A 24,864-nucleotide genomic window follows, 5' to 3' on the forward strand; every position below is an offset into this window, starting at 1 on the left:
TATGAGAGTATGTGAGCAAGCAGGTGAAATTATACATAAAACCTGTTAACATATCAAAAAAATCACGGAGGATTTATATTATGTCAAAGAAAGTAGTTATCGCAGGCGCATGCCGTACAGCTATTGGAAAAATGGGTGGAGCATTAAGCACAACTCCAGCACCAGTTTTAGGATCTATTGTTATTAAGGAAGCTCTTAACAGAGCAGGTGTTCCAGCTGATCAGGTTGATCACGTATATATGGGATGTGTTATCCAGGCAGGACTTGGACAGAACGTAGCACGTCAGGCAGCACTTAAGGCAGGACTTCCAATTGAAACACCAGCAGTTACAGTTAACGTTGTATGTGGTTCAGGTCTTAACTGTGTAAACATGGCTGCACAGATGATTCAGGCAGGAGATGCTGATATCGTTGTTGCAGGTGGTATGGAAAACATGTCAATGGCTCCATATGCTTTACCACAGGCTAGATTCGGTTACAGAATGAACAATGGTACACTTGTTGATACAATGGTTAACGATGCATTAACAGATGCATTCAATCACTACCACATGATGATTACAGCTGAAAACGTAGCTGAACAGTGGGGAATTACAAGAGAAGAATTAGATGCTTTCTCAGCTAACTCACAGCAGAAATGTGAAAAGGCTATGGCTGAAGGTAAGTTCAAAGATGAAATCGTTCCTGTAGAAGTAAAACAGAGAAAACAGACAGTTATCGTAGATACAGATGAAGGCCCAAGAGCTGGAACAACAGCTGAATCACTTAGCAAGTTAAGATGTTGTTCAGGTAAGCCTGATGGTGTTGTTACAGCAGGTAATGCTTCAGGTATCAATGATGGTGCAGCAGCAGTTGTAGTTATGAGCGAAGAAAAAGCTAAAGAATTAGGTGTTAAGCCAATGGCTACATTCGTAACAGGAGCACTTGGTGGTGTTGATCCATCAATTATGGGTGTTGGACCTGTAGCTTCAACTAAGAAAGCATTAGCAAAAGCTAATATGACAATTGATGATATGGACTTAATCGAAGCTAACGAAGCTTTCGCAGCTCAGTCAGTAGCAGTAGCTAGAGACTTAAAGTTCGATATGAGCAAAGTAAACGTAAACGGTGGTGCTATTGCTCTTGGTCATCCAGTAGGTGCATCAGGTTGTCGTATTCTTGTAACATTACTTCACGAAATGCAGAAGAGAGACGCTAAGAAGGGTCTTGCTACTTTATGTATCGGTGGCGGAATGGGATGTACTACAATCGTTGAACGTGACTAATTTTAAATATAACCAGGGCTGGTAGTGAAACTGCCAGCTTTTATGGTGTTAATAAACACCTTTTTATAATTAAGTTTCAATACTTAAAAAGTTATTTTTATTAAGGAGAAAAAACAATGGAATTCATTACATATGAACAGGAAGGATTCGTTGGAATTCTTACAATCAATCGTCCAAAGGCTCTTAATGCATTAAACAGCCAGGTTCTTGATGAATTAAACGAAGCAATTGATGCAATTGATGTTAATGAAACTAGAGCGCTTATTTTAACAGGTGCCGGAGACAAATCTTTTGTTGCAGGCGCTGATATTGGAGAAATGTCAACACTTACAAAATCAGAAGGTGAAGCTTTTGGTAAGAAAGGTAATGATGTTTTCAGAAAGCTTGAAACATTAGAAATTCCAGTAATCGCAGCAGTTAACGGATTCGCTTTAGGTGGCGGATGCGAAATCTCAATGAGTTGTGATATTAGAATTTGTTCAGAAAACGCTATTTTCGGACAGCCTGAAGTAGGTCTTGGAATTACACCAGGTTTCGGTGGAACACAGAGACTTGCAAGAATCGTTGGACCTGGAATGGCTAAGCAGATGATTTATACAGCAAGAAATATTAAGGCTGACGAAGCTTACAGAATCGGTCTTGTAAATGCAGTATATCCACAGGAAGAACTTATGGATGCTGCAAAGAAGTTAGCAGCAGGTATTGCAAAGAATGCACCTATCGCTGTTAGAGCTTGCAAGAAGGCAATTAATGATGGACTTGATGCAGTTATGGATGATGCTATCGTTATCGAAGAAAAATTATTCGGAAGCTGCTTCGAAACAGAAGATCAGAAAGCCGGAATGGGTAACTTCCTTGAAAAGGATAAAGAAAAGAAACTTAAAGTTGTTCCATTTAAGAACTGCTAATAGTTTGTAATTGTGCTTTGGCACAGCTAATATTGTTTTAAATACCGGATTTTCCGGTTTTAACCGTGGGAAGAATTTCTTCACACATATTTAAGGTAATGGTTTAATCCATTACAGAATAAATAAGCGACAAGTTCGCAAAAGTATTTTTGGAGGAAAAAAGATGAAGGTAGGAGTAATTGGTGCCGGAACAATGGGCCAGGGAATCGCTAAGGCTTTCGCTCAGGTTGATGGATACACAGTAGCATTATGTGACATCAAGCAGGAATGGGCTGAAGGTGGAAAAGACAAGATTGCTAAAGGTTATGCAAGACTTGTACAGAAAGGAAAAATGACACAGGAGCAGGTTGATGGTATTCTTGCAAGCATCACACCAGGTATTAAAGAAGACTTATGTGCTGACTGCGATTTAATCGTAGAAGCTGCTTTTGAAAATATGGAAGTTAAGAAAACAACATTTGGCGAATTAGATAAGATTTGTAAGCCTGAATGTATCTTTGCTTCAAACACATCATCTCTTTCAATTACAGAGATTGGAAATGGTCTTACACGTCCTATGATTGGTATGCATTTCTTCAATCCTGCAGATAGAATGAAATTAGTAGAAGTTATCGCAGGCGTTAACACACCTGACGAAACAGTAGAAGAAATCATCAAGATTTCAAAAGAAATCGGCAAGACACCTGTACAGGTAAATGAAGCTGCCGGATTTGTAGTTAACAGAATCTTAATCCCAATGATTAACGAAGCTGCTTTCATTAAGATGGAAGGTGTTTCAGACATCGCTGGTATTGATGCAGCAATGAAACTTGGTGCAAATCACCCAATGGGACCTCTTGAATTAGGAGATTTTGTTGGTTTAGATATCTGCCTTGCAATTATGGATGTTCTTTACAATGAAACAGGCGACAGCAAATATCGTGCATGTCCATTAATCCGTAAGATGGTTAGAGGTGGAAACCTTGGTGTTAAATCAGGTAAGGGATTCTACGTTTATAACGCAGATCGCACAAAAACACCAGTTGATGCTCAGTAATTAGGGCAAACAATAAATATGGAGGAAAGATAAATGGATTTTACTTTAAGCAAAAAACATGAAATGGCAAGAACTCTTTTCAAAGAATTCGCTGAAAATGAAGTTAAACCTCTTGCACAGGAAACAGATGAAAATGAACAGTTCCCTGTTGAGACAGTTGAAAAGATGGCAAAATATGGTTTCCTTGGTATTCCAGTTCCTAAGGAATATGGCGGACAGGGATGTGATCCTTTAACATATGCTATGTGTGTTGAAGAATTATCAAAAGTATGTGGTACAACAGGTGTTATCGTATCAGCTCATACATCACTTTGTATCGATCCTATTATGACATTCGGTACAGAAGAACTGAAAAAGAAATATGTAGTTCCACTTGCAAAGGGTGAAAAGTTAGGTGCTTTCGGTCTTACAGAACCAGGTGCAGGTACAGATGCTCAGGGACAGCAGACAAAGGCTGTTTTTGATGAAGCTACAAATGAATGGGTATTAAATGGTTCTAAGTGCTTTATTACAAATGGTAAGTACGCAGATGTTTATATCGTAATCGCTGTAACAGGTAAAGTTGAAAAACGTGGTAGAATGATGAAAGAAATTTCAGCATTTATCGTTGAAAAAGGAACTCCAGGATTCACATTCGGAACAAAAGAAAAGAAAATGGGTATCCGTGGTTCAGCAACATATGAATTAATTTTTGAAGATTGCCGTATCCCAGCTGAAAACTTACTTGGTAAGAAGGGTAAAGGTTTCAACATTGCAATGCATACACTTGATGGTGGACGTATTGGTATCGCTGCACAGGCTCTAGGTCTTGCAGAAGGCGCTTTAGAAACAACTATCGAATATGTAAAGGAAAGAAAACAGTTCGGAAGATCAATCGGACAGTTCCAGAATACACAGTTCCAGTTAGCAGATATGGCTACTAAGGTAGAAGCTGCTAAGATGCTTGTTTACAAAGCAGCAATGGCTAAGGCTACACAGAAGACATACTCTTTTGAAGCTGCTCAGGCTAAATTATGCGCAGCAGAAGTTGCAATGGAAGTTACAACTAAGGCTGTTCAGTTACATGGTGGTTATGGTTATATCAGAGAATATGACGTTGAAAGAATGATGAGAGATGCTAAGATTACAGAAATCTACGAAGGTACTTCAGAAGTTCAGCGTATGGTAATCTCTGCAAACTTATTAAAATAATAGGAGGTACTAATCGTGAAAATTATCGTTTGTGTAAAACAGGTACCTGATACAAAGGGTGGAGTTAAATTTAACCCAGATGGTACATTAGATAGAGGTGCAATGCTTACAATTATGAACCCTGATGATAAAGCAGGTCTTGAAGCAGCACTTAGATTAAAAGATCAGTACGGCGCTGAAGTTACAGTTCTTACAATGGGTCTTCCAAAGGCTGAAGATGTTCTTCGTGAAGCTATAGCTATGGGTGCTGACAATGGAATCTTAGTAACAGATAGAGTTTTAGGTGGTGCTGATACTTGGGCTACATCTACTACAATCGCTGGTGCAATTAGAAATATTAAAGATTACGACATCATTATTACAGGACGTCAGGCTATCGATGGTGATACAGCTCAGGTTGGACCACAGATCGCTGAACATCTTGGAATCCCTGTAATTTCATATGCTGAAGGTATTGAAGTTGACGGAGATAGCGTAATTGTTAAGAGACAGTATGAAGATAGACATCATATGCTTAAAGCAAAAATGCCTGTATTAATTACAGCTCTTTCAGAATTAAACGAGCCACGTTACATGACTCCAGGTGGAATTTTTGATGCATGTGATGCTGAAATCACAACTTGGGGAAGAGCAAATCTTGTTGACGTAGAAGATGGAGACCTTGGATTAAAGGGTTCACCTACAAAGATTGCTAAGGCTTCTGACAAAGTTCGTAAGGGTGCTGGAGAAAAGGTTGCTCCTGATTCACCTGATGAAGCAGTTGATTACATCATGGACAAATTATTAACAAAGCACGTTATTTAGTAGAGAGGAGATTATAATTATGCAGAACATTAATTTAGAAGATTATAAAGGCGTATATGTCTTCGCTCAGCAGGTAGATAACGAATTAAGCGGTATCGCATTCGAGTTACTTGGAGAAGCAGGAAGACTTGCAAAACCATTAAATACAGAAGTAACAGCAGTACTTCTTGGATCAAACGTTGGAAATTTAGTTGATCAGTTAGCTGAATATGGCGCTGATAAGGTTATCGTTGTTGATAATCCTGAACTTGAAACATATAGAACTGAACCATATGCTCAGGCTTTAACAGCAGTTATTAATGAATTCAAGCCTGAAATTATGTTAGTTGGTGCTACAGCAATCGGTAGAGATTTAGGTCCTACAGTTTCAGCTAGAGTAGCAACAGGTCTTACAGCTGACTGTACAGTTCTTGAAATTGGTGATTTCCCAATCAACCCAATTCCAGGTAGAGAACAGAAACACAATCAGCTTCTTATGACTCGTCCTGCATTCGGTGGTAACACAATTGCTACTATTGCATGTCCAGATCATAGACCACAGATGGCTACAGTTCGTGCCGGTGTTATGCAGAAGGCAGAACCAAAGCCAGGCGCAAAGGCAGAAGTTATTAACTTTGACGCTAAATTAGAAAAGAACAGCAAATATGTTGAAATTCAGGAAGTAATTAAGTCAGTTGCTGAAACAGTAGATATTATGGACGCTAAGATTTTAGTATCAGGTGGACGTGGTGTTGGTTCAGCTGAAAACTTCAAGCTTCTTGAAGATCTTGCAGAAGCTCTCGGTGGAGAAGTTTCATGTTCAAGAGCTGTTACAGATAACGGTTGGTTACCAGTAGACAGACAGGTTGGACAGACAGGTAAAACAGTTCGTCCACAGGTTTACTTTGCAATTGGTATTTCAGGAGCAATCCAGCATGTAGCTGGTATGGAAGAATCAGATCTTATCATCGCAATCAACAAAGATGAAGATGCTCCAATCTTTGACGTAGCTGATTATGGTATCGTTGGAGACTTAAACAAGATCGTTCCACAGCTTACAGCAGCTATCAAAGCAGCAGAAGCTAATAAATAATCAAATATAATATATAGTTGATATATTAGTCCCCGCGTCGGAAGACGCGGGGATTTTTGTGTTTAGTGGGGGATTCTAAGGTTGTTACTATTGAATTTTTCAATATCTGCCCCATATGAATATAGTTTTGTGGGATATGTGGTAGATTCTAAGCTTGTTATTATTCAAATTTTTACATATTTGCCCCATATGAACATGATTGCGTGGAAGGAGAGAGTTAGTGTGGAAAATTTTTGTGCTTAGATGGGGAATCTGTACCATACAGAGGAAAAGTTGTTCATATGGTACAGATAAAGAAGAATTGAATGAGTCGTGTGTGGAAATCTGTACCATACAGACGAAAAACTATTCATATGGTACAGATAAAGAAGAATTGAATAAGTCGTATGTGGAAATCTGTACCATACAGACGAAAAACTATTCATATGGTACAGATAAAGAAGAATTGAATAAGTCGTATGTGGAAATCTGTACCATACAGAGGAAAAACTATTCATATGGTACAGATGAAGAAGAATTGAATAAGTCGTATGTGGAAATCTGTACCATACAGAGGAAAAGTTATTCATATGGTACAGATGAAGAAAAATTGAATAAGTCGTATGTGGAAATCTGTACCATACAGAGAAAAAGTTGTTCATATGGTACAGATAAAGAAGAATTAAATAAGTCGTATGTGGAAATCTGTACCATACAGAGGAAAAGTTGTTCATATGGTATAGATGAAGAAAATTTGAATGAGTCGTGTGTGGAAATTTGTACCATACAGACGAAAAAGTTATCTATATAGTACAAATAAGAAAGAATTGAATTATTATAAAAAATAGTAATTGACATGTTACTCATATAAGAATATAATTAACGCAACATAAGAAATAAAAAACGCTACATAAAAGATAAATGTTACATACACTGGCTATAATTAGTAGTTATAAATTGATCGAAAGGTATTAATGGCAATGTTTATGATAGCGTTATGTAATGCAAAAAAACAAAATTATAAAAATAGGGGGGATTGCATGGGAAAAGATTACGTTAGAAAAGAACTTGAAGATAAGTTAGATGAATTATCAGCAATTGAGAAGAATGCATTGAAAGAGTTAACAAAATTACCGGAAGGCAAAATTTATGCAAAAAGAAGAGGAGAAAATTGTTGTCAATTTTTTTGGAAGAAGGATAGCGAGACAGATTGGCAATATCTTAAAAAATCGGAAGATAAGTTTGCTACGGAATTAATTCAAAGAGAATATACAGAGAAAGTATTAAAAACTATATGTGAGCAAAGGAAATTAATAGAAAAATTTGTTAAGAAATATAATGAAAAATCAGTATTAGATGTGGTTAATAAGATTTCTGAACCTAAGTTAGAAAAGATTAAAATGTATGTCAAAGATGATATGGCATATATATGTGATTGGTATAAAAAGCAGGAGGAAATAATAGCAAAGGCAAGTAAGTATGTGTATAGCATAAAAGCAGGAGAAGATATAGAAATTTTGACTGAAAAAGGCGAAAGTGTTAAATCAAAATCAGAGAAAATTATTGCAGATAAATTAAATATGATGAATATACCTTATTGTTATGAAGTTCCACTTTATCTAAAGGGATATGGGTATGTAAAACCAGATTTTAAAGTATTAAATGTAGCAACAAGGAAAGAGTATTATTGGGAACATTATGGGATGATGGATAATAAAGATTACATAATTAAAGCATTAAAAAAGAAAAATTCCTATATAAGTAATAATTTTATAGTTGGAGATAATCTTATTGAAACATATGAATCACAAAGTTGCCCATTGGATACAAGAAATGTTGAAAAGATAATTAAAACTTTCTTGGTGTAATAAATTAAATGCATAAACCCAATATAAAATAAATCAAACATAAAAGATAATTAACCTATCACTTAATGAAAAACCAGTGATAGGTTAATTATATAATGTTATTTTACTTACATTTCCTCCAATTCATGATATAACTTTGCAATAGGTAGTCCTACAACGTTATTGTAATCACCGTGAATTCCTTTAACGTGTATGGCGAAAGAGCCTTGGATGCCGTAACTTCCGGCTTTATCATAGCAGTCACCTGTTTCAATATAGGAATTGATTTCACTGTCAGTCATCGGGTAAAATTCAACGTCAGTGCAATCGTGGAAGGAGTGAACTTTTTTCTCTTTAGTTTCAAAATCATAGAGAATAATGCTGACTCCAGTGTATACCTGATGGGTGTTATTTTGAAGCAGATTTAACATATCAAATGCCTGGTTATGATCTTTGGGTTTGCCCATTATCTGGTTGTCTTTTGCAACGATTGTATCAGCACCGATAATCATAAGTGAAACTCCCTCGTATGCGTCAAGAGACAGGTTAACAACTTTCATAATACTGTTAAATACGTTTGTTGCTTTTTGAAGAGATAGATCTTTAACAACAAGTGCCGGTTCAGTTTCAGAAGTTTGTTCATCCATATTTGAAGCTATAATTTCAAACTCATATCCCGCCTGTTTAAGTAACTCGCTTCGTCTCGGTGAGTTTGAAGCAAGAATAAGCTTAGTTTTTTCAAAATCAATCATTTTAAATCTCCAAATTCTTATAAAATATATAGTGTAATTATAATAGTAATTATACAATAACACATAAATATAAAAAATATTATAATTAATACAAAAATTATAATCCATAACATATGAAAATAATAAAAATAATTAGTCAAATTCAAGGAATAAACAAATTACTATGCAGATTGGAAAATATGTAATTAATTTTTTTACCGCAAATTAACATTCTGACACATATTTAAGGTTTAATAATAGAAGAAATTTAATTAAATATATTTAAAATTTGTAAATTGTTATTCACAGCTTAAATATGTAAGATATATGGTGGAAAATTCATTGGGAATAGGCGCTGTGTGTCTGATTCTTGTAACTATATTTGATATTCCGATTAAGTAGTTGCGGTGTTTATAAGATATGTATAATTTTTTCCATTTTCTTCATACATTTTTTTTGTAGAAAATTGTTTCAAGCTCTGCTATAATAAAGATTGCGCTAGCAAATATATTTTATAGAAAGGAAAAGTATAGGAAACTATACGAGAGGAAAATGTTAGAAAAATTATTTAAACTCAAAGAGAACAACACTTCCGTAAAAACAGAAGTAGTTGCGGGTGTTACAACATTTATGACTATGGCATATATTCTTGCTGTAAACCCAAGCATCTTAAGCGCTTCAGGTATGAATCCGGAAGCTATTCTTATTGCAACATGTCTTGCATCATTTATTGGTACAATGTGTATGGCTCTTATGGCTAATCTTCCATTTGCTTTGTCAGCAGGTCTTGGACTTAACGCTTACTTTGCATACACAGTTTGTGGAGAAATGGGTTATTCATGGCAGATAGCATTATTTGCAGTATTTGTTGAAGGTATTATCTTTATAATACTTTCATTAACAAATGTTCGTGAAGCTATCTTTGATGCTATTCCAGTTAATCTTAAGAAAGCAGTATCAGTAGGTATCGGTTTATTCATCGCATTCATTGGATTACAGAATGCTGGTCTTGTAGTTGATTCATCAACACTTGTTACAATTACAGACTTTACACAGAATTTCCATACAGCAGGTATTTGTGCATTATTAGCAGTTATCGGTGTATTTATTACAGCAATTCTTTATATTAAGAGAGTAAAAGGTTCAATTCTTGTTGGTATCGTATCAACATGGATTCTTGGAATCATCTGCGAACTTACAAAGATTTACGTTCCTGATGGAAAGGACTTTTTCTCAGTTATCCCTACTAAGTTTGTAAGTTTTGACTTCTCAGCTATAGGTGATACATTTGGACAGTGTTTCAATCTCAACTTTAAGGCAGTAGGTATTGTAAACTTCATCATCGTTGTATTTGCATTCCTTTTCGTTGACTTATTTGATACATTGGGAACAATCATTGGTGTAAGTACAAAAGCAGGAATGCTTGATGAAAATGGTAAATTACCAAAAATCAAACCTGCACTTATGTCAGATGCTATTGCTACATCAGTAGGTGCTGTCCTTGGTACATCAACAACAACAACATTCGTTGAATCATCAGCCGGTGTTGCTGAAGGTGGACGTACAGGTCTTACATCAGTAATAACAGGTGTTTTATTCCTTATAGCAATGATTTTCTCACCATTATTCATTACAATTCCATCATTTGCTACAGCTCCTGCACTTATTATGGTAGGATTCCTTATGTTTGGTGCTGTTACAGATATTAAGTTTACAGATGATAACTTAACAGAAGCAATTCCTGCATACCTTTGCATTATTGCAATGCCATTATTCTACAGCATTTCAGAAGGTATCTCAGTAGGAATCATTTCATACGTATTACTTAACTTAGTAACAGGTAAAGGAAAGAAAGTTAAACCTTTATTATACGTATTAGCAGTATTATTCGTATTGAAGTATATATTCTTATAAGATTATAGTGTTAAAAGGTTTTGTTCCATCTGCGTATGTATAAAGGTAGGATAATAACCTTGGAACACGCTTATAATATGAACATAAAAAAGTCCGAGATCAATTTGAATATTGAGGTGACCCCAAAAAGTTAGACTTTTTACGAGACGACTTCGGTCGTCTCGTTTTTTTTTATGCAGTAAGGAGATGGAGCCTGTATTGAACACAAATCTTGGAAAATAATATAGATTTACTAATTCCGGATTAGACAAAACGACCATCGTTTTATTTAAAAGACAGTAAAATAAAAAACATGTTCGTAAAAAAGAAAATAAAAGTAAAAAATTTAAATGGGGAGATGAAGAGTAAATGAATACAACAGCAGATAATAATTATTATTTGCTCTAGAACATTTATAAAAAACGTGGTACAATAACACCGATTTTAACACAACGATTCTAAGTTCTCTAAAGTCTGTCTTTAGAGCTAAGAGGGAAACAGGTGAGAGACCTGTACAGTCGTGCTACTGTAAATGTGTAGTTTTTTCAGTGACTTTTATATAGAAGTCAACCATTGTGCCAAGGCATGAGAAGGTAGAAAAAACGTTACTGCATAAGTCAGGAGACCTGCTTAGAATTTCTTCCATTTACACACGTAATTGCAAATGGCAAGTTATAAGCTTTTTAAAGACAGGCTTTCAGATTGAATCTGAAGGTTTGTTACGCGAGTTTTGATTTTGCCGGGATACAATAATGTTGTGTCCCGATTTTTTTACTTAATAAGTGATAGGAAACAGTGGTGTTAAAAAAGGAAAAATGAAAGGAGAGATGATGTAAAGTTACATCATAAGGAACAGAATGAAAAAACTTTGGAAAAGTGGCGTTGCCTTAGTTTTAGTATGTGCACTTATGTTTACTCAGTTTAATACTGTAAATGTTTTTGCAAATACAAGTGTTCAGGCAGAAGAGTCTGAAACTAAGGAACAGATAACTGTATCTGTAACAGTAGTAGGCGACAGCGTTCACGGAACAGAAGCACATACCCGTTTCGAGAACTGGCTTGTAAACTACAAAGTTACAGTTGACAAAGGGGCAACTGCTGATGATGCTTTTAAGAAAGCATTGGAAAGCAATGGATATAGTTATGAAAAAAATAGTTGGAATGGATTAAACAGCATTACAAAGCCTGACGGAACAGTTCTTGGAAGTGGTTCTAACGGTGATGCATGTAGTTGGATGTTTGCCATAAATGGTGCAGATCCTGATCCTAATGTAGTTATGCCTCAGTATACTCTTAAAGATGGGGAAAAAATAACTGCATACTTTATTGATGATTGGAATGCATACCCTTATACAATTCCAACAGTTGGTGTTAATGGAAAGGGTACTGCAGATGATCCTTACACAATCAAGGATGCATCAGAATTACCTGAAGTAATTGAAGAGGGAGATGTTTATGCATTAACTGATGATATTACTTTAGAATCAGGTCAGTATATTAAAGACATTAAAGGAACTTTAGATGGAAAAGGTCACACAATCACATTGGCAGATACATATTTGGCAGATAGGGTTGAAGGAACAATCGAAAACCTTGGAGTAACAAGTACTTCTGAAATTACATTACCTGATGAATCAGGAAGTATGGCAAATACTGTTTCAGGTACAATTGTAAATAGTTATTCAACTGCAAAAATAAAAGCAACAACAGATTGGGGAGAAGTAGGTGGATTAGTAGGAACAATGTCAGGTTCTACGATTTCAAACTGCTATTTTGCAGGAAGTTTTGGTGACTATTCTATGGGAGGAATAGCATATACAAGTTCATCATCACAGTCTACAATTTCAAACAGCTATTTTACGGTAGGATTATCACCTGTATCTATGGGAAGTGCAACAAAAGTCAACTGTGAGAAGAAGACAGAAGAAAAGTTAAAGGCTTCTGAAGGAATAGAGGCATTAAACAAAGATATTTCTGACACAGGCTTTGAATGGTCATTACCAACTGATGGAAGCAACAATGGATTGCCTGTTTTAACAGTACCATCTGATATTGTTGACAAAACTCAGTTAGTAGCACAGATTGAAGTTGCTCAGAAGATAACAAAGGCTGACTATACTGATAAGTCATGGAATGCATTGCAGGAAGCTTTAGCAGAAGCAATTAAAGTTAATAGTGATGACAATGCAACAAAATCACAGGTTACAAAAGCTACAAATAATTTATTATCAGCAATTAGCAATTTGAAAAATAATAAACCGACTAAGCCTGTAGCATTGCCAACAGATGACAGTAAGATTACGCACATAAAAACATTAAAAGATTTAAATGCGATTAAAGCTTCAAGTGGAAAATATTATGTTTTAGACAATGATATTACAGTTAAAAACACACAAGATGATTTTTATTTTAGCATGGAAAACTTTAATGGTGTTCTTGATGGAAAAGGACATTCTATTAAAATTGAAAACATTTCAGATGGAATTTTTTCAAATGTAAATGAAGATGGTATAATTCAGAATGTTTATTTTACAGGAACAATGAATGTTGGTCAGGGATATAAGGGACCTCTTGGAAGCAACATGTCAGGTGCAATTATTAACTGTTATACAGATATTTCAGGAACAGGAACTTGCGGTTTTGCCAGAAGATTAACAGATGCAGGTATTGTATCTAACAGCTATTCAGTAAGTGAAGGCAAGGCAGGTGCTTTCTTTAATCAGTACGGAACTAACGATACTGCAGGAGAAGGACAGTTAATTAATACATATTGGTTAGAAACATTAGACAACAGTGTTATTCCTGAAAGAGCTCTTGTTAATTCATATTCAGAAACTAAGGATTATATGAAATCTTTAGATTTTGTAAGTGCTTTAAATGAAAATAAGGGCGAAAACGGTGTAAGCTGGGGAAGAAACGGAAATACAGGTTATCCATATTTTGGTGAAAGCCAGGATTACAATCCGGGAAGTACTTTACCTGCAAACAAATACACAGTTAAGTTTACTAAGTTTGACAACACAGTAGCTACAGTAGAAAATCAGAATTTAGAAATTTCATGCAACGACGTTGATGGTTCTAACATTGCCGGTTCATTAAGCTTAGAAGGAGTACCTTCAACAAGCACAATTGAATGGTCGTATGAAAGTGTAGAACCTAGCGGAGCTATTATGGTTGGTTCTGATGGTGGTGTAATCAGAGTTGACAAAGCAGGAACAGCAGTTGTTAAGGCAACTGAAACTAAGGAAGATGGTAGTTCAGAAGTAGTAGCTGCATTTAATCTTAAAGCATATAACAAAGATGTAGAAGAAATAAAAGCATACATTGACGGACAGGATGTTACAAACGGGGAATTTACAGTTAAGGGTTCAGAAATAAAAACTGTAAAGATGGAAGTTAAATACAAAAATGAGAACAAGTTTGTAGCAATTTCTCCAAGAAGATTTTCATTAAAAGTTGATGATGAAAGTTTTATTGAGAATATTCCGGGTTCAAACAGTTTTAGCTTTAAAAAAGCAGGGACTTCAAAAATTACTGCAATTTATAGCGACAACACAGACCTAAAGGCAGATGTAACATTAACATCAGAATACGTGGCAGTAAAATCAGTTACACCTGCAATTAATGACAGCGTAACAATTCACGGCAGAAATGCTAACAGCACTAACGGCCAGGATTTTGTACCTGATTATTCATCAGTAATAGTTGATCCGGCAAACGCAACTAATGCAGCTAATTACACAATTGAAAGCAGCGATAAAACTATTGGTGAATATGTTCCAAGTATGGTTATTGGTTATGTACCATACAAGGCAGGAACAGTTACATATACAGCAACTATTAAGGACACAGATCCAAATGGAACTGAAAATGTTGTTTCAGGTTCAAAAGATGTAACATACAAATATTTAAATCCTTTAACATCTGTAACAACAGATGAAAAAGAAATTACAATTAAGGCTAATGAAGAATCAGCAGTTAACTTAACTTTCACAGGTGAAAAATCTGAAGAAGGTTATAGTGTTACTGAACCGGAACTTAATTGGACATATTCTACAGATGGAATTGCAAAAATTGAGAGAAAAACAGCTTATCAGTGGAAGAGGGACGAAAGTGCACCTGATAATAATAACTGGCTTCCAGGCACAGATTATTACGTATACGGCTTAAGCGAAGGCACAGTTACAGCTACAGGAACACCCGTTGATAAAACAAATAATGTAGAACCTGTTGTTTTGACAATAAAGGTTGAAGCAAGTGAACAGGAAGCACCTGATTTGACAGCTCTTACAAATAAGGGATTGAAAGGATTCCTTTCATATGCAGAAAAGAATGTTAACCAAAATTATGACATTAACGGTGCATGGAACCTTTATACACTTGCAAGAGCAGGAAAATCTATTACAATTCAGGAAGCCAATAAATACTATGATGCAGTAGTAGAGGCAAGCAAGAATTGGACAGTAGAAGGAACAAAGCCTACTGACATGGAAAAGGCAGCTCTTGTTTTATCACTTATAAACAGAGACATAACAAATGTAGACGGTGTAAATATTGCACAGTTAATTTACAACAGTGAAAAGTTGTCTGACGGAGCAAATGAATTAGCATATGCTTTATTGGCACTTGATGCAAGAAATACAGTAATTCCAAGTGATGCTAAGTGGTCAAGAGAGAAGATTATTGCAGAACTTAAGAAATTCCAGAATGAAGACGGTGGTATCGGCTGGACAAAGGGCTCGTCAGATGTCGATACAACAGCAATGGTTCTTCAGGCACTTGGAAGATATCAGGATAATGAAGCAGCAAAAGAAATCATTGAAAAAGCATTAACTTATATTGAATCAAAAGCTGACGCAAATTATGATTATGGAAATGCAAACACAACAGCAATGGTTGTACTTGCTTTAACTTCATTAAACAAAGATGTAACAACAACAATTGGTACAAAATATAAGAACACATTAACAGCTTTAATGAGCTATTACAGTGAAGATGATGGAGCTTTCGTATATCTTAAAGGTGGAAAAGTAAACCAGTATGCTACAATTCAGGCAGTTTGGGCATTAACATCTTACAAGCTTTATACAGAAGGTAAGGGTGGATACTGGAATCTTAATAATGTTAAGATTAAATATGAAGGTGAAGATGAGTATTATGCCTCACTTGTAACAGAAAAGATTGCAGCAATCGGCACAGTAACAGAAGAAAGTGAAGATGCAATTAAGGAAGCAAGAGCAGCTTATGATGCTTTAACTTCAGCACAGAAGAAACTTGTAACAAACTATGATGTTTTAGATGAAGCAGAATTACAGCTTGAAATTATTAAGGGGACAGCAGTAACAACTAAGTTCTCATTAGTAGGTGATGACGTTCATGGTTCATCGGGACATGTTTCATACAGTACTTGGATTGCTAATGCGACAATTACAGTTAAGAGTGGTTCAAAAGCATCGGATGTAATTGTAAAAGCATTTAAGCAGTATGGATATTCAATTATCGGCTCAACAAGTTATATTTCAGGTGTAACAACACCATCAGGAGTAAGCTTAAAGGCATTTGATAATGGTTCAGGCAGTGGTTGGATGTATGCTGTAAATGGAAAGAGTCCAAATGTGGGAAGCAGCGGTTACAAGGTTAGCAAAGACGATAATATTATTCTTTATTATGTTGACGATTGGAGCAATGCTAAGGTTCCAACAGTTGAGGATCCTGCTGATAATCAGAAGGCGGCAGATGCAGTAATTAAGAAGATTTCTGAAATTGGAGAAGTTACAGAAAGTAGCAAAAATCTTATTAAAGAAGCAAGAGCATCTTATGACGCACTAACAGATGCTCAGAAAGAATTAGTAACTAATTATGATGTATTAGTACAGGCTGAAGCACAGCTTGAAAATATAAAAGACAATGCAGTTTCAACTAAGTTTACATTAGTAGGTGATGATGTTCACGGAACAAAAATCCATACTTCTTATACAAGATGGATTAGTAACATTACAGTAAAAGTTAGAAAAGATGCAACAGCAGGAGATGTAATAACAAAGGGCTTAAAGGCAAAAGGTTATGAAGCAGAAGTAAACGCTGAGTACAACTATATTACAGCAATTACAACACCAACAGGTACAAAACTTGCAGCATATGATAATGGTTCAAACAGTGGTTGGATGTATGCTGTAAATGGAGAAGCTCCAAGTGTTGGAATGGCAGATTATGTAGTTAAGGAAAACGATGCAGTAATTCTTTACTATGTTGATGATTACATGGATACAAAGATTCCTGCAATGGATGCTGAAACAGAAAACAAACAGTTAGCAGCAGAAGTTACAGAAAAAATTGCTTCAATTGGCAAGGTTACAAAGGATAGCGAAGCAGCAATTAAGGAAGCAAGAGCAGCTTATGACAGCTTAACTGCAACACAGAAATCTCTTGTAACTAACTTTGATGTATTGGAAGAAGCAGAATTACAGCTTGATATTATCAAGGGTAATGTAATCCAGACTAAGTTTACTTTAGTAGGTGATGATGTTCATGGAACAAATGCTCATAAATCATATACTAACTGGATTAATGATATTACAGTAACAGTAAAGAACGGTGCAACAGTATCAGATGTAATTGCAAAAGCATTAAAAGACAACGGCTATTCATCAGAAGGAACAACTAACTACATTTCAGCAATCAAAACACCATCAGGAATAACTCTTGGTGAATTTGATAATGGTCCAAGAAGTGGTTGGATGTACGCAGTAAACGGCAAGGCTCCAAACGTAGGAATTGCTGATTATAAAGTAAAAGCAGGAGACACAATAAAGTTCTACTATGTTGATGATTATACAAAGGACGATACACCTACAATTGATGCTTCAGGAGATACACATACAAAGAAATTATCACCTGCAACAGTAAAAGTAGCAAAGACAGCTTACAATATAGTTAAATTAACTTGGACAAAAGCCGACAATGCTACAAAATATCAGGTATATCGTAAAGTCGGAAAGAACAGCAAATTCGTAAACATTGCAACAACAACATCATTAAAATACACAGACAAGAAGGTTAAGACAGGCAAGAAGTATTATTATAAAGTAGTTGCAGTAAACGAAAAGGGCGAAACTGTTGATTCAAAGACAGTAAAGGCAACACCAAAGGCTAAAAAGTTGAAAGTTAAGGCAAAGAAGAAAGCCGGCAGAACAGTACTTAGCTGGAAGAAAGTAAAAGGTGCAACAGGATACAAAGTATACAGAAGCACAAAGAAAAACGGCAAGTATAAGAAAGTAAAGACAATTACTAAGAAGTCATTAGCAACATTCAAGGCAAAGAAGAGTAATAAGAAATATTACTACAAGGTAGTGGCTTACAAGAAGTAATATAGGAAATGTTATTACAAGGCAGCGGCTTACAAGAAGTAATATAAGAAATATTATTACAAGGCAGCGGCTTACAAGAAGTAATATAGGAAATATTATTACAAGGCAGCAATTTATAAGAAATAAGCAAATTCATAGAATTATAATGCATTGAAATAGTAAACGAAGTTTGTGGTTTGTTATAAGTTAAAATGTATTATGTCTTGGAAGAATTAAAGTTAAGAAAGCTTCTCATACTGAAGGGTGTGGGAGGCTTTTTTTGTGGGAAATGTAAAGCAACCACAACAATTGTTGTGGTTTTTTACAGATGAAAACACAATAAAAAAGTAACATATAATATAAGGATGCAGAGAAAAACACCACAAACTAGCCTGAATATTGTATTTGTTGTGGTGATGTACCCCATAATAACAAAAAAAAAGGCATCCAACCATAAGTTGAACACCTTTTTATAACTATAAATCGTTAATTGAATCGCTTTGCAATTCTAATCACAACGCTATAGAAATATTATAATCAATGTCTGCAACAATAAAACAAGTTAATATGTTATTTCATTATCATAAGGCATTACAAAAGCCATAATAATGTATAAGATGATTCCTGAACCCCATGCTAAGGCAATAATTGCTGTAATTAATCTTATAACAGTTGGGTCCATGTTAAGGTATTCAGCGATACCACCGCATACACCACATATTTTCTTGTTTCTTGATGACTTGTATAATCTTTTTTTATTCATATAAATAATCTCCTGCAATAAGTATAAGATTAGTATACCTTCGCTTCTTCTTCACCATTCATAACTCTTAAAGCACCCTGTGCAAGTGCAAGTAATTCATCTTCACCAGGGTAAACAGTTACAGGGGCAATCCATTCAACAGCATTCTTCATATCTGCCTGTGTCTTGGCACTGTAAGCAATACCACCTGTTAAGATAATCTGGTCAACCTTTCCGCCAAGAACTACTGACATGGCACCGATTTCTTTACATAACTGATAGTGGAAAGCATCAACAACAGCTTCAGCCTTTTTGTCGCCTTCTTCGATCATTTTAAGTAAATCTCTCATATCATTAGAACCAACATAAGCATTGAAACCGCCGTTACCATTTAACATCTTGCCAACTTCTGCCTGTGTATATTTGCCACTGAAGCAAGCTTTTACTAAAGCACCTGTTGGAAGTCCGCCTGAACGTTCAGGTGAGAAAGGACCATCACCATCTAATGCATTAGCAACGTCAACAACTTTACCATTCTTATGAGCACCAACTGAAACACCGCCACCCATATGAACAACGATTAAGTTTAAGTCTTCGTAATTCTTGCCAACTTCTTTTGCATATCTCTTTGCAACAGCTTTCTGATTTAAAGCATGGAAAATAGAAGTTCTTGGGAAAAGAGGATGTCCTGATAATCTTGCAACATCAGCTAATTCATCAACAACTACCGGGTCAACAATGTATGAAGGAACATTGATTTCTGCAGCAATTTCTGAAGCTAAAATACCACCAAGGTTTGAAGCATGCTGTCCCTGTTTTCCAACCTTTAAGTCTTCTAATAATTCAGGAGTTGTAGCATATGTTCCACCAGGGATTGGTTTTAATAAACCGCCACGACCTACAACAACATCAATATCATTTAAGTCAACATTCTTTTCTTTAAGAACATCTAAAATAACTTCTTTACGGAAATCTTTCTGATCGTAAATCGTATCATATTTTGCAATTTCTTCTGTTGAATGTCTAAGAGTTTCTTCCATTAACTGAGTTTCATCTTCATATACACCAATCTTAGTAGAAGTAGAACCAGGATTGATAATTAAAATTTTGTATGACATTTTTATACCTCCAATAAATTAAATGTATTGTCATTTATCACAATGGGCAAAAGTTAAACAAACAACAATTGCCCGTTTTTATAAATCAAAAATTAGATTACTTAAGGTTTTCAGCAACGATTGCAGCAAGTGCAATTGAGTTAACCTTTACTTCGAATTCATCTGAACGTGATGTTAAGATAACAGGAGCTTTTGTACCTGTTAAAATATTTCCGTTAACACATTTAGCAGTATGAACTAAAGCTTTGTATGTGATGTTTCCTGCATGAATGTCAGGGAATAATAATACATCAGCATCACCAACAATCTTTCTATCAGTTGTACCTTTGTGGTAAGCTGCTTCAGGTTCTATTGCAAGGTCAAGTGAAAGAGGTCCGTCAACAATACAACCTGTAATCTTTCCTTCTTCGTTCATCTTTGTAAGTTCATCAGCTTCTACAGTACAAGGCATCTTTGGATTTACAACTTCAACAGCTGCAAGTGGAGCTACCTTTGGACATTCAATACCACAAGCATGTGCAATTTCAACTGTATTCTTAATAATCTGAGCCTTTGTATCAAGGTCAGGATAAGGAACAAAAGCAACGTCTGATAAGAATAAAAGACGATCAATACCTTTTATTTCAAAAACGCAAACGTGTGATAATGTTTTGTCAGTTCTAAGACCAACTTCTTTATCTAAAACACTCTTTAAGAATGATTTTGTATCAATAAGACCTTTCATATACATATCAGCTTTGCCGTCATGAACTAACTTAACAGCAGTTCTTGCAGCTTCAATAGGATCAACAACATTAATAATTTCGAATTCGTTAATATTCATTTTTAAAACACCAGCGATTGTTCTAATCTTAGCTTCATCACCAACTAAAATAGCATCAGCTATATGTCTTTCCTTTGCTGCCTTAACAGCTTCTAATACTGCATCGTCCTGAGCACAGGCAACAGCAACCTTCTTCATAGGACATTCAGCTACCTGTGCAAGTAAATCTTTAAAACTTTTACTCATTTTGTACACCTCATAGAAATTTATTTGATTATATATTTTTAATAGGAAATAATCCTAAAAATAACTAATTTAAATACTAGCACGTCAGTGTGGATAGGTCAAGAATAATCGTTGATTGTGCCCTTAAATGCATACCTTTATTGTCTTTTGGCAAAATATAACTTATACTTAATGTTTAGGCAAAAACATACAAATAACTAATAATAAAAATGATTACATTGAGTAGCAAGTGAGTTATGAGAGATTTATAAAGTATTTGTGATTAGCATTTGGTACTTTTGGCAGTGTAATCATATAACAGGAGAATTTTATGAAGATTTTAAGATTTCTAAAAAACTACAAAAAGGAATCGCTTCTGGCACCATTATTTAAAATGATGGAAGCAATTTTTGATTTGCTAGTTCCTTTAGTTGTAGCAAGAATTATTGATAATGGTATCAGAAGGGGAGATACAACCTATGTTTTGCAGATGGGGGGTGTGCTGTTATTGTTAGCAGCGTGCGGTTTGACTTTTTCACTTACGGCACAGTTTTTTGCGGCAAAAGCAGCAGCAGGATTTGGTAAAGAACTTAGACATTCACTGTTTGATCATATACAAAAATTGTCGTACACTCAGCTTGACAATCAGGGAACATCAACACTTATAACAAGAATGACATCTGATGTTAACCTTGTGCAGACTCAGGTTAATATGGCCATAAGATTATTACTTCGTTCACCGTTTATTGTTTTTGGCGCAATGATTATGGCATTCTTTGTAGATGGAAAGACGGCTATGGTTTTTGTTGTGGCTATTCCGGTTTTGTCGGTTATAGTTTATGGAATTATGCTTATTACAATTCCATTATATAAGAAAGTTCAGTCAAGACTTGACAAGGTTATGGGAAGTACAAGAGAGAATCTTGACGGTGTCCGAGTGATTAGAGCTTTTAATAAACAGGAACAGGAAGTTGCAAGATATAATGAGGAAAATGCAACACTTGAAAAATTCCAGCTTTTTGCAGGAAGAATTTCAACATTAATGAACCCGGCAACTTATATTGTGATTAACGTTGCAACCATTGGAATTTTGTGGGTAGGTGGAGATAGAGTTAACACAGGAAGCCTTACACAGGGACAGGTCGTAGCCTTGGTTAACTATATGTCACAGATTCTTATTGAATTAATTAAGCTTGCAAACCTTATTATAAATCTTACAAAAGCTTTTGCAGCATCAGGAAGAATACAGGATATTTTTGATATTGAGCCGGGAATGGCAGAAGGAAATATTGAATTAAATTTAGTTAATGACAATAATTCAAATGATGGAACTGGTAAATTAGCCGGCGAAAATGATTCAGATAATAAATTAAAAAATCCGGAAAACTACAACAAAGACATTGCAGTGGAATTTGAAAATGCTACTTTGAAATACCAGGGCGCAGGCGAAAGTTCAATAGAAAATGTTAATTTTAAGGCAAAGACCGGTCAGACAATCGGCATTATAGGAGGTACCGGTTCAGGTAAGACTTCATTAATTAATATGATTCCAAGATTTTATGACCCTACAGAAGGAAAAGTTAAGATTTTTGGAATTGACGCAAAAGATTATAAGAGAAAAAATCTGGAAGATATTATTGGAGTTGTACCTCAAAAAGCATTATTGTTTAAAGGTACAATAAGAAGCAACTTGCTTTGGGGCAATGAAAATGCTACAGAGGAAGAATTAGTGGAAGCTTTGAAATTATCTCAGAGTTACGATTTTGTAAAAGAAAAAGATAAAGGAATTGATAGCGAAGTGGCGCAAAAGGGAAAGAATTTCTCGGGTGGGCAGAAACAACGTCTTACAATTGCAAGAGCGTTGGTTAAAAAGCCTAAGATTTTGATTCTTGATGACAGTTCATCAGCACTTGATTATGCAACTGATGCAAAACTAAGAAGTGACATAAAGACACTTAAAGATATAACTTTGTTTGTAGTTTCTCAGAGAACAGCGTCAATTATGGATGCAGACCGGATAGTGGTTCTTGATGATGGAAAAGTTGTAGGATTTGGAACTCACGATGAATTGCTTAAAGATTGTTCAGTATATCAGGAAATCTATCAATCACAGTTTAAAAAGGGAGGGCAGTCAAATGGAAAATAATATGACGCAAAAACAGGCCCTTATGGAATTGTTAAAAAGAATAAAAAAATATTGGCATTTGTTAATAGGTTCATTATTGTTTGCCCTGGTTTATGTTGTTTTGTCACTTTATGTACCAAAACTAATTGGTTTAGGAACTGACAAAATAGTATCAAAAGGCAATGTTGACTTTCAGGGATTAGAGAGAATAGCAGTGCAGATAGCTGTAATCGCTGCAATTGCAGGAATTGCCCAGTGGATTATGGGACTGTTAAACAACAGAATCACATATCACGTGATTAAAGACATTCGTCAGGAAAGTTTTGAGAGAATACAGAAACTTCCTTTGGCTTACTTGGATACACATTCAACAGGTAGTCTTGTAAGTAGTATAATTGCGGACGTAGACCAGTTAGCAGACGGCTTACTTATGGGATTTTCAAATTTGTTTACAGGTGTTGTCACAATTGTTTTAACAATTGTTTTTATGTTACAGATTAACTGGAAAATTGCGTTGGTTGTTATTTGTATTACACCTGTATCGTTTTTTGTGGCGGGATTTATTGCAAAGCGTACGTATTCAATGTTTAGAAAACAGTCTGAAATAAGGGGTAGCCAGACAGCGTTTATTGATGAAATGATAAGCGGTCAGAAAGTTGTTAAGGCTTTTGGACAGGAAGAAAAAGCCGTTCAGGATTTTGATGAAATCAACGATGAATTGGCAAAATATTATTTGAAGGGAACTTTCTTTTCATCAATAACAAATCCAAGTACAAGATTTGTCAACAATATAGTTTACGCCGGAGTTGCAATAAGTGGCGGCCTTGTGGCAATTATGACAGGAGGAATTACTGTAGGTGGACTTGCAACAATCTTAAGTTATGCCAACCAGTACACAAAGCCTTTTAACGAGATTTCAGGTGTTGTTACGGAACTTCAAAATGCCATTGCCTGTGGTGCAAAAATCTTTTCGCTTATTAATCAGGAAAAAGAGATTGATGTGGAAGAAAGTGAAAATCAGCTCCAGAATATTGAGGTAGGCAAAGTTGACATTAATGATGTTGATTTTTCTTATGTGCCGGATAGAAAATTAATCGAAAACTTAAATCTACACGTAAAGCCTGGTCAGAGAATTGCAATTGTTGGACCGACAGGTTGTGGAAAAACTACAATCATAAATCTTTTGATGAGATTTTATGATGTGGACAAAGGTTCAATTACAATAGATGGAAAAGATATACGAGACATATCAAGAAAGAATTTAAGAAGCTCTTATGGAATGGTTCTTCAGGAAACATGGCTTAGAAATACTACGGTAAGAGAAAACATCGCTTTTGGAAAGCCTGATGCAACTGATGAAGAAATAGAAAATGCAGCAAAAGCAAGCTATGCACATAACTTTATTAAGCGTTTGCCAAATGGATATGATACAGTAATAGGTGAAGACGGAGGCAGTCTTTCACAGGGACAGAAACAGTTATTGTGTATAGCCCGTGTAATGTTATGTCTGCCACCAATGCTAATACTTGATGAAGCCACATCTTCAATTGATACAAGAACAGAAGTAAAGATTCAGGACGCATTTTCAAAAATGATGGAAGGCAGAACTACATTTATTGTAGCCCATAGACTTTCAACAATAAAAGAAGCAGACGTAATTCTTGTAATGAAGGATGGAAAAATAATCGAGCAGGGAAATCACGAAGAACTGCTTGAAAAGAGAGGGTTTTACTATAAACTTTATAATAGCTAAAAAGAGATGGATTAACCAAGAAGTAAGTGTTTATACACTTAAATAAAAATAAATGAAGAAGCATGG

The 24,864-nt window shown here is 35.3% G+C and carries 16 protein-coding genes and 1 riboswitch; of the genes, 12 read left to right on the forward strand and 4 right to left on the reverse strand.

Going from position 1 to position 24,864, the window contains the following annotated elements; translation table 11 throughout:
- Window positions 1–80: 80 nt before the first annotated feature.
- The 8 genes from NQ558_RS06885 to NQ558_RS06920 all read left to right on the forward strand — a co-directional run bounded on the left by NQ558_RS06885 (window position 81) and on the right by NQ558_RS06920 (window position 8,123).
- Window positions 81–1,265, forward strand: a complete 1,185-nt coding sequence (locus NQ558_RS06885) for an acetyl-CoA C-acetyltransferase (protein WP_005363805.1) — start codon at window positions 81–83, stop codon at window positions 1,263–1,265.
- Window positions 1,266–1,381: 116 nt separating this feature from the next.
- The gene (locus NQ558_RS06890) at window positions 1,382–2,173 is read left to right on the forward strand and encodes an enoyl-CoA hydratase-related protein (protein WP_005363811.1); all 792 of its coding nucleotides are present in this window, start codon (window positions 1,382–1,384) and stop codon (window positions 2,171–2,173) included.
- Between the two features lie 163 nt (window positions 2,174–2,336).
- Window positions 2,337–3,209 carry a 3-hydroxyacyl-CoA dehydrogenase family protein gene (locus tag NQ558_RS06895; RefSeq protein WP_005363813.1) on the forward strand — a complete coding sequence of 291 codons (873 nt, stop codon included), beginning with the start codon at window positions 2,337–2,339 and terminating at the stop codon, window positions 3,207–3,209.
- A gap of 33 nt (window positions 3,210–3,242) precedes the next feature.
- Window positions 3,243–4,400 carry an acyl-CoA dehydrogenase gene (locus NQ558_RS06900; RefSeq protein ID WP_005363815.1) on the forward strand — a complete coding sequence of 386 codons (1,158 nt, stop codon included), beginning with the start codon at window positions 3,243–3,245 and terminating at the stop codon, window positions 4,398–4,400.
- Window positions 4,401–4,415: 15 nt separating this feature from the next.
- A complete protein-coding gene (locus NQ558_RS06905; protein ID WP_040447366.1) occupies window positions 4,416–5,204 on the forward strand; it encodes an electron transfer flavoprotein subunit beta/FixA family protein in 789 nt (262 codons plus the stop codon).
- Between the two features lie 28 nt (window positions 5,205–5,232).
- Window positions 5,233–6,276: an electron transfer flavoprotein subunit alpha/FixB family protein gene (locus NQ558_RS06910; RefSeq protein WP_370781887.1), complete on the forward strand. Its 1,044-nt coding sequence runs from the start codon at window positions 5,233–5,235 to the stop codon at window positions 6,274–6,276.
- 220 nt (window positions 6,277–6,496) lie between these two features.
- Complete coding sequence (locus tag NQ558_RS06915) at window positions 6,497–7,066, forward strand: hypothetical protein (protein ID WP_259907374.1); 570 nt, start codon at window positions 6,497–6,499, stop codon at window positions 7,064–7,066.
- Window positions 7,067–7,295: 229 nt separating this feature from the next.
- Entirely contained in the window at window positions 7,296–8,123 is an 828-nt protein-coding gene (locus tag NQ558_RS06920) for a hypothetical protein (protein ID WP_050750993.1), read from the forward strand.
- A gap of 107 nt (window positions 8,124–8,230) precedes the next feature.
- Here NQ558_RS06920 and NQ558_RS06925 read toward each other — a convergent pair whose 3' ends face one another.
- Complete coding sequence (locus NQ558_RS06925) at window positions 8,231–8,962, reverse strand: Maf family protein (RefSeq protein ID WP_242652158.1); 732 nt, start codon at window positions 8,960–8,962, stop codon at window positions 8,231–8,233.
- A gap of 423 nt (window positions 8,963–9,385) precedes the next feature.
- On the opposite strand from NQ558_RS06925, the gene NQ558_RS06930 reads away from it, so the two are divergent.
- Window positions 9,386–10,747, forward strand: a complete 1,362-nt coding sequence (locus NQ558_RS06930; RefSeq protein WP_005363833.1) for an NCS2 family permease — start codon at window positions 9,386–9,388, stop codon at window positions 10,745–10,747.
- Between the two features lie 422 nt (window positions 10,748–11,169).
- Window positions 11,170–11,374: riboswitch (cobalamin riboswitch) on the forward strand.
- 209 nt (window positions 11,375–11,583) lie between these two features.
- The gene (locus NQ558_RS06935) at window positions 11,584–18,093 is read left to right on the forward strand and encodes a DUF4430 domain-containing protein (protein WP_005363835.1); all 6,510 of its coding nucleotides are present in this window, start codon (window positions 11,584–11,586) and stop codon (window positions 18,091–18,093) included.
- 541 nt (window positions 18,094–18,634) lie between these two features.
- Here NQ558_RS06935 and NQ558_RS06940 read toward each other — a convergent pair.
- From NQ558_RS06940 to ptb, 3 genes are all read right to left on the reverse strand, one after another.
- Window positions 18,635–18,835 (reverse strand): PspC domain-containing protein, encoded by a 201-nt coding sequence (locus tag NQ558_RS06940; RefSeq protein WP_005363837.1) that lies wholly within the window; start codon window positions 18,833–18,835, stop codon window positions 18,635–18,637.
- A gap of 29 nt (window positions 18,836–18,864) precedes the next feature.
- On the reverse strand, window positions 18,865–19,932 hold the full coding sequence (buk, locus tag NQ558_RS06945) for a butyrate kinase (protein WP_005363839.1): 1,068 nt from the start codon (window positions 19,930–19,932) through the stop codon (window positions 18,865–18,867).
- A gap of 97 nt (window positions 19,933–20,029) precedes the next feature.
- Window positions 20,030–20,941, reverse strand: a complete 912-nt coding sequence (gene ptb / locus NQ558_RS06950) for a phosphate butyryltransferase (RefSeq protein ID WP_005363841.1) — start codon at window positions 20,939–20,941, stop codon at window positions 20,030–20,032.
- A 310-nt stretch (window positions 20,942–21,251) separates the two neighbouring features.
- Here ptb and NQ558_RS06955 point away from each other — a divergent pair, with 310 nt between their 5' ends.
- Window positions 21,252–23,066: an ABC transporter ATP-binding protein gene (locus NQ558_RS06955; protein ID WP_005363844.1), complete on the forward strand. Its 1,815-nt coding sequence runs from the start codon at window positions 21,252–21,254 to the stop codon at window positions 23,064–23,066.
- A complete protein-coding gene (locus NQ558_RS06960) occupies window positions 23,056–24,798 on the forward strand; it encodes an ABC transporter ATP-binding protein (RefSeq protein ID WP_005363848.1) in 1,743 nt (580 codons plus the stop codon). The genes NQ558_RS06955 and NQ558_RS06960 overlap by 11 nt, the downstream gene beginning before the upstream one ends.
- Window positions 24,799–24,864 lie beyond the last annotated feature (66 nt).

The sequence above is a fragment of the Eubacterium ventriosum genome (genome assembly GCF_025150745.1).
Lineage (GTDB): Bacteria > Bacillota > Clostridia > Lachnospirales > Lachnospiraceae > Eubacterium_G > Eubacterium_G ventriosum.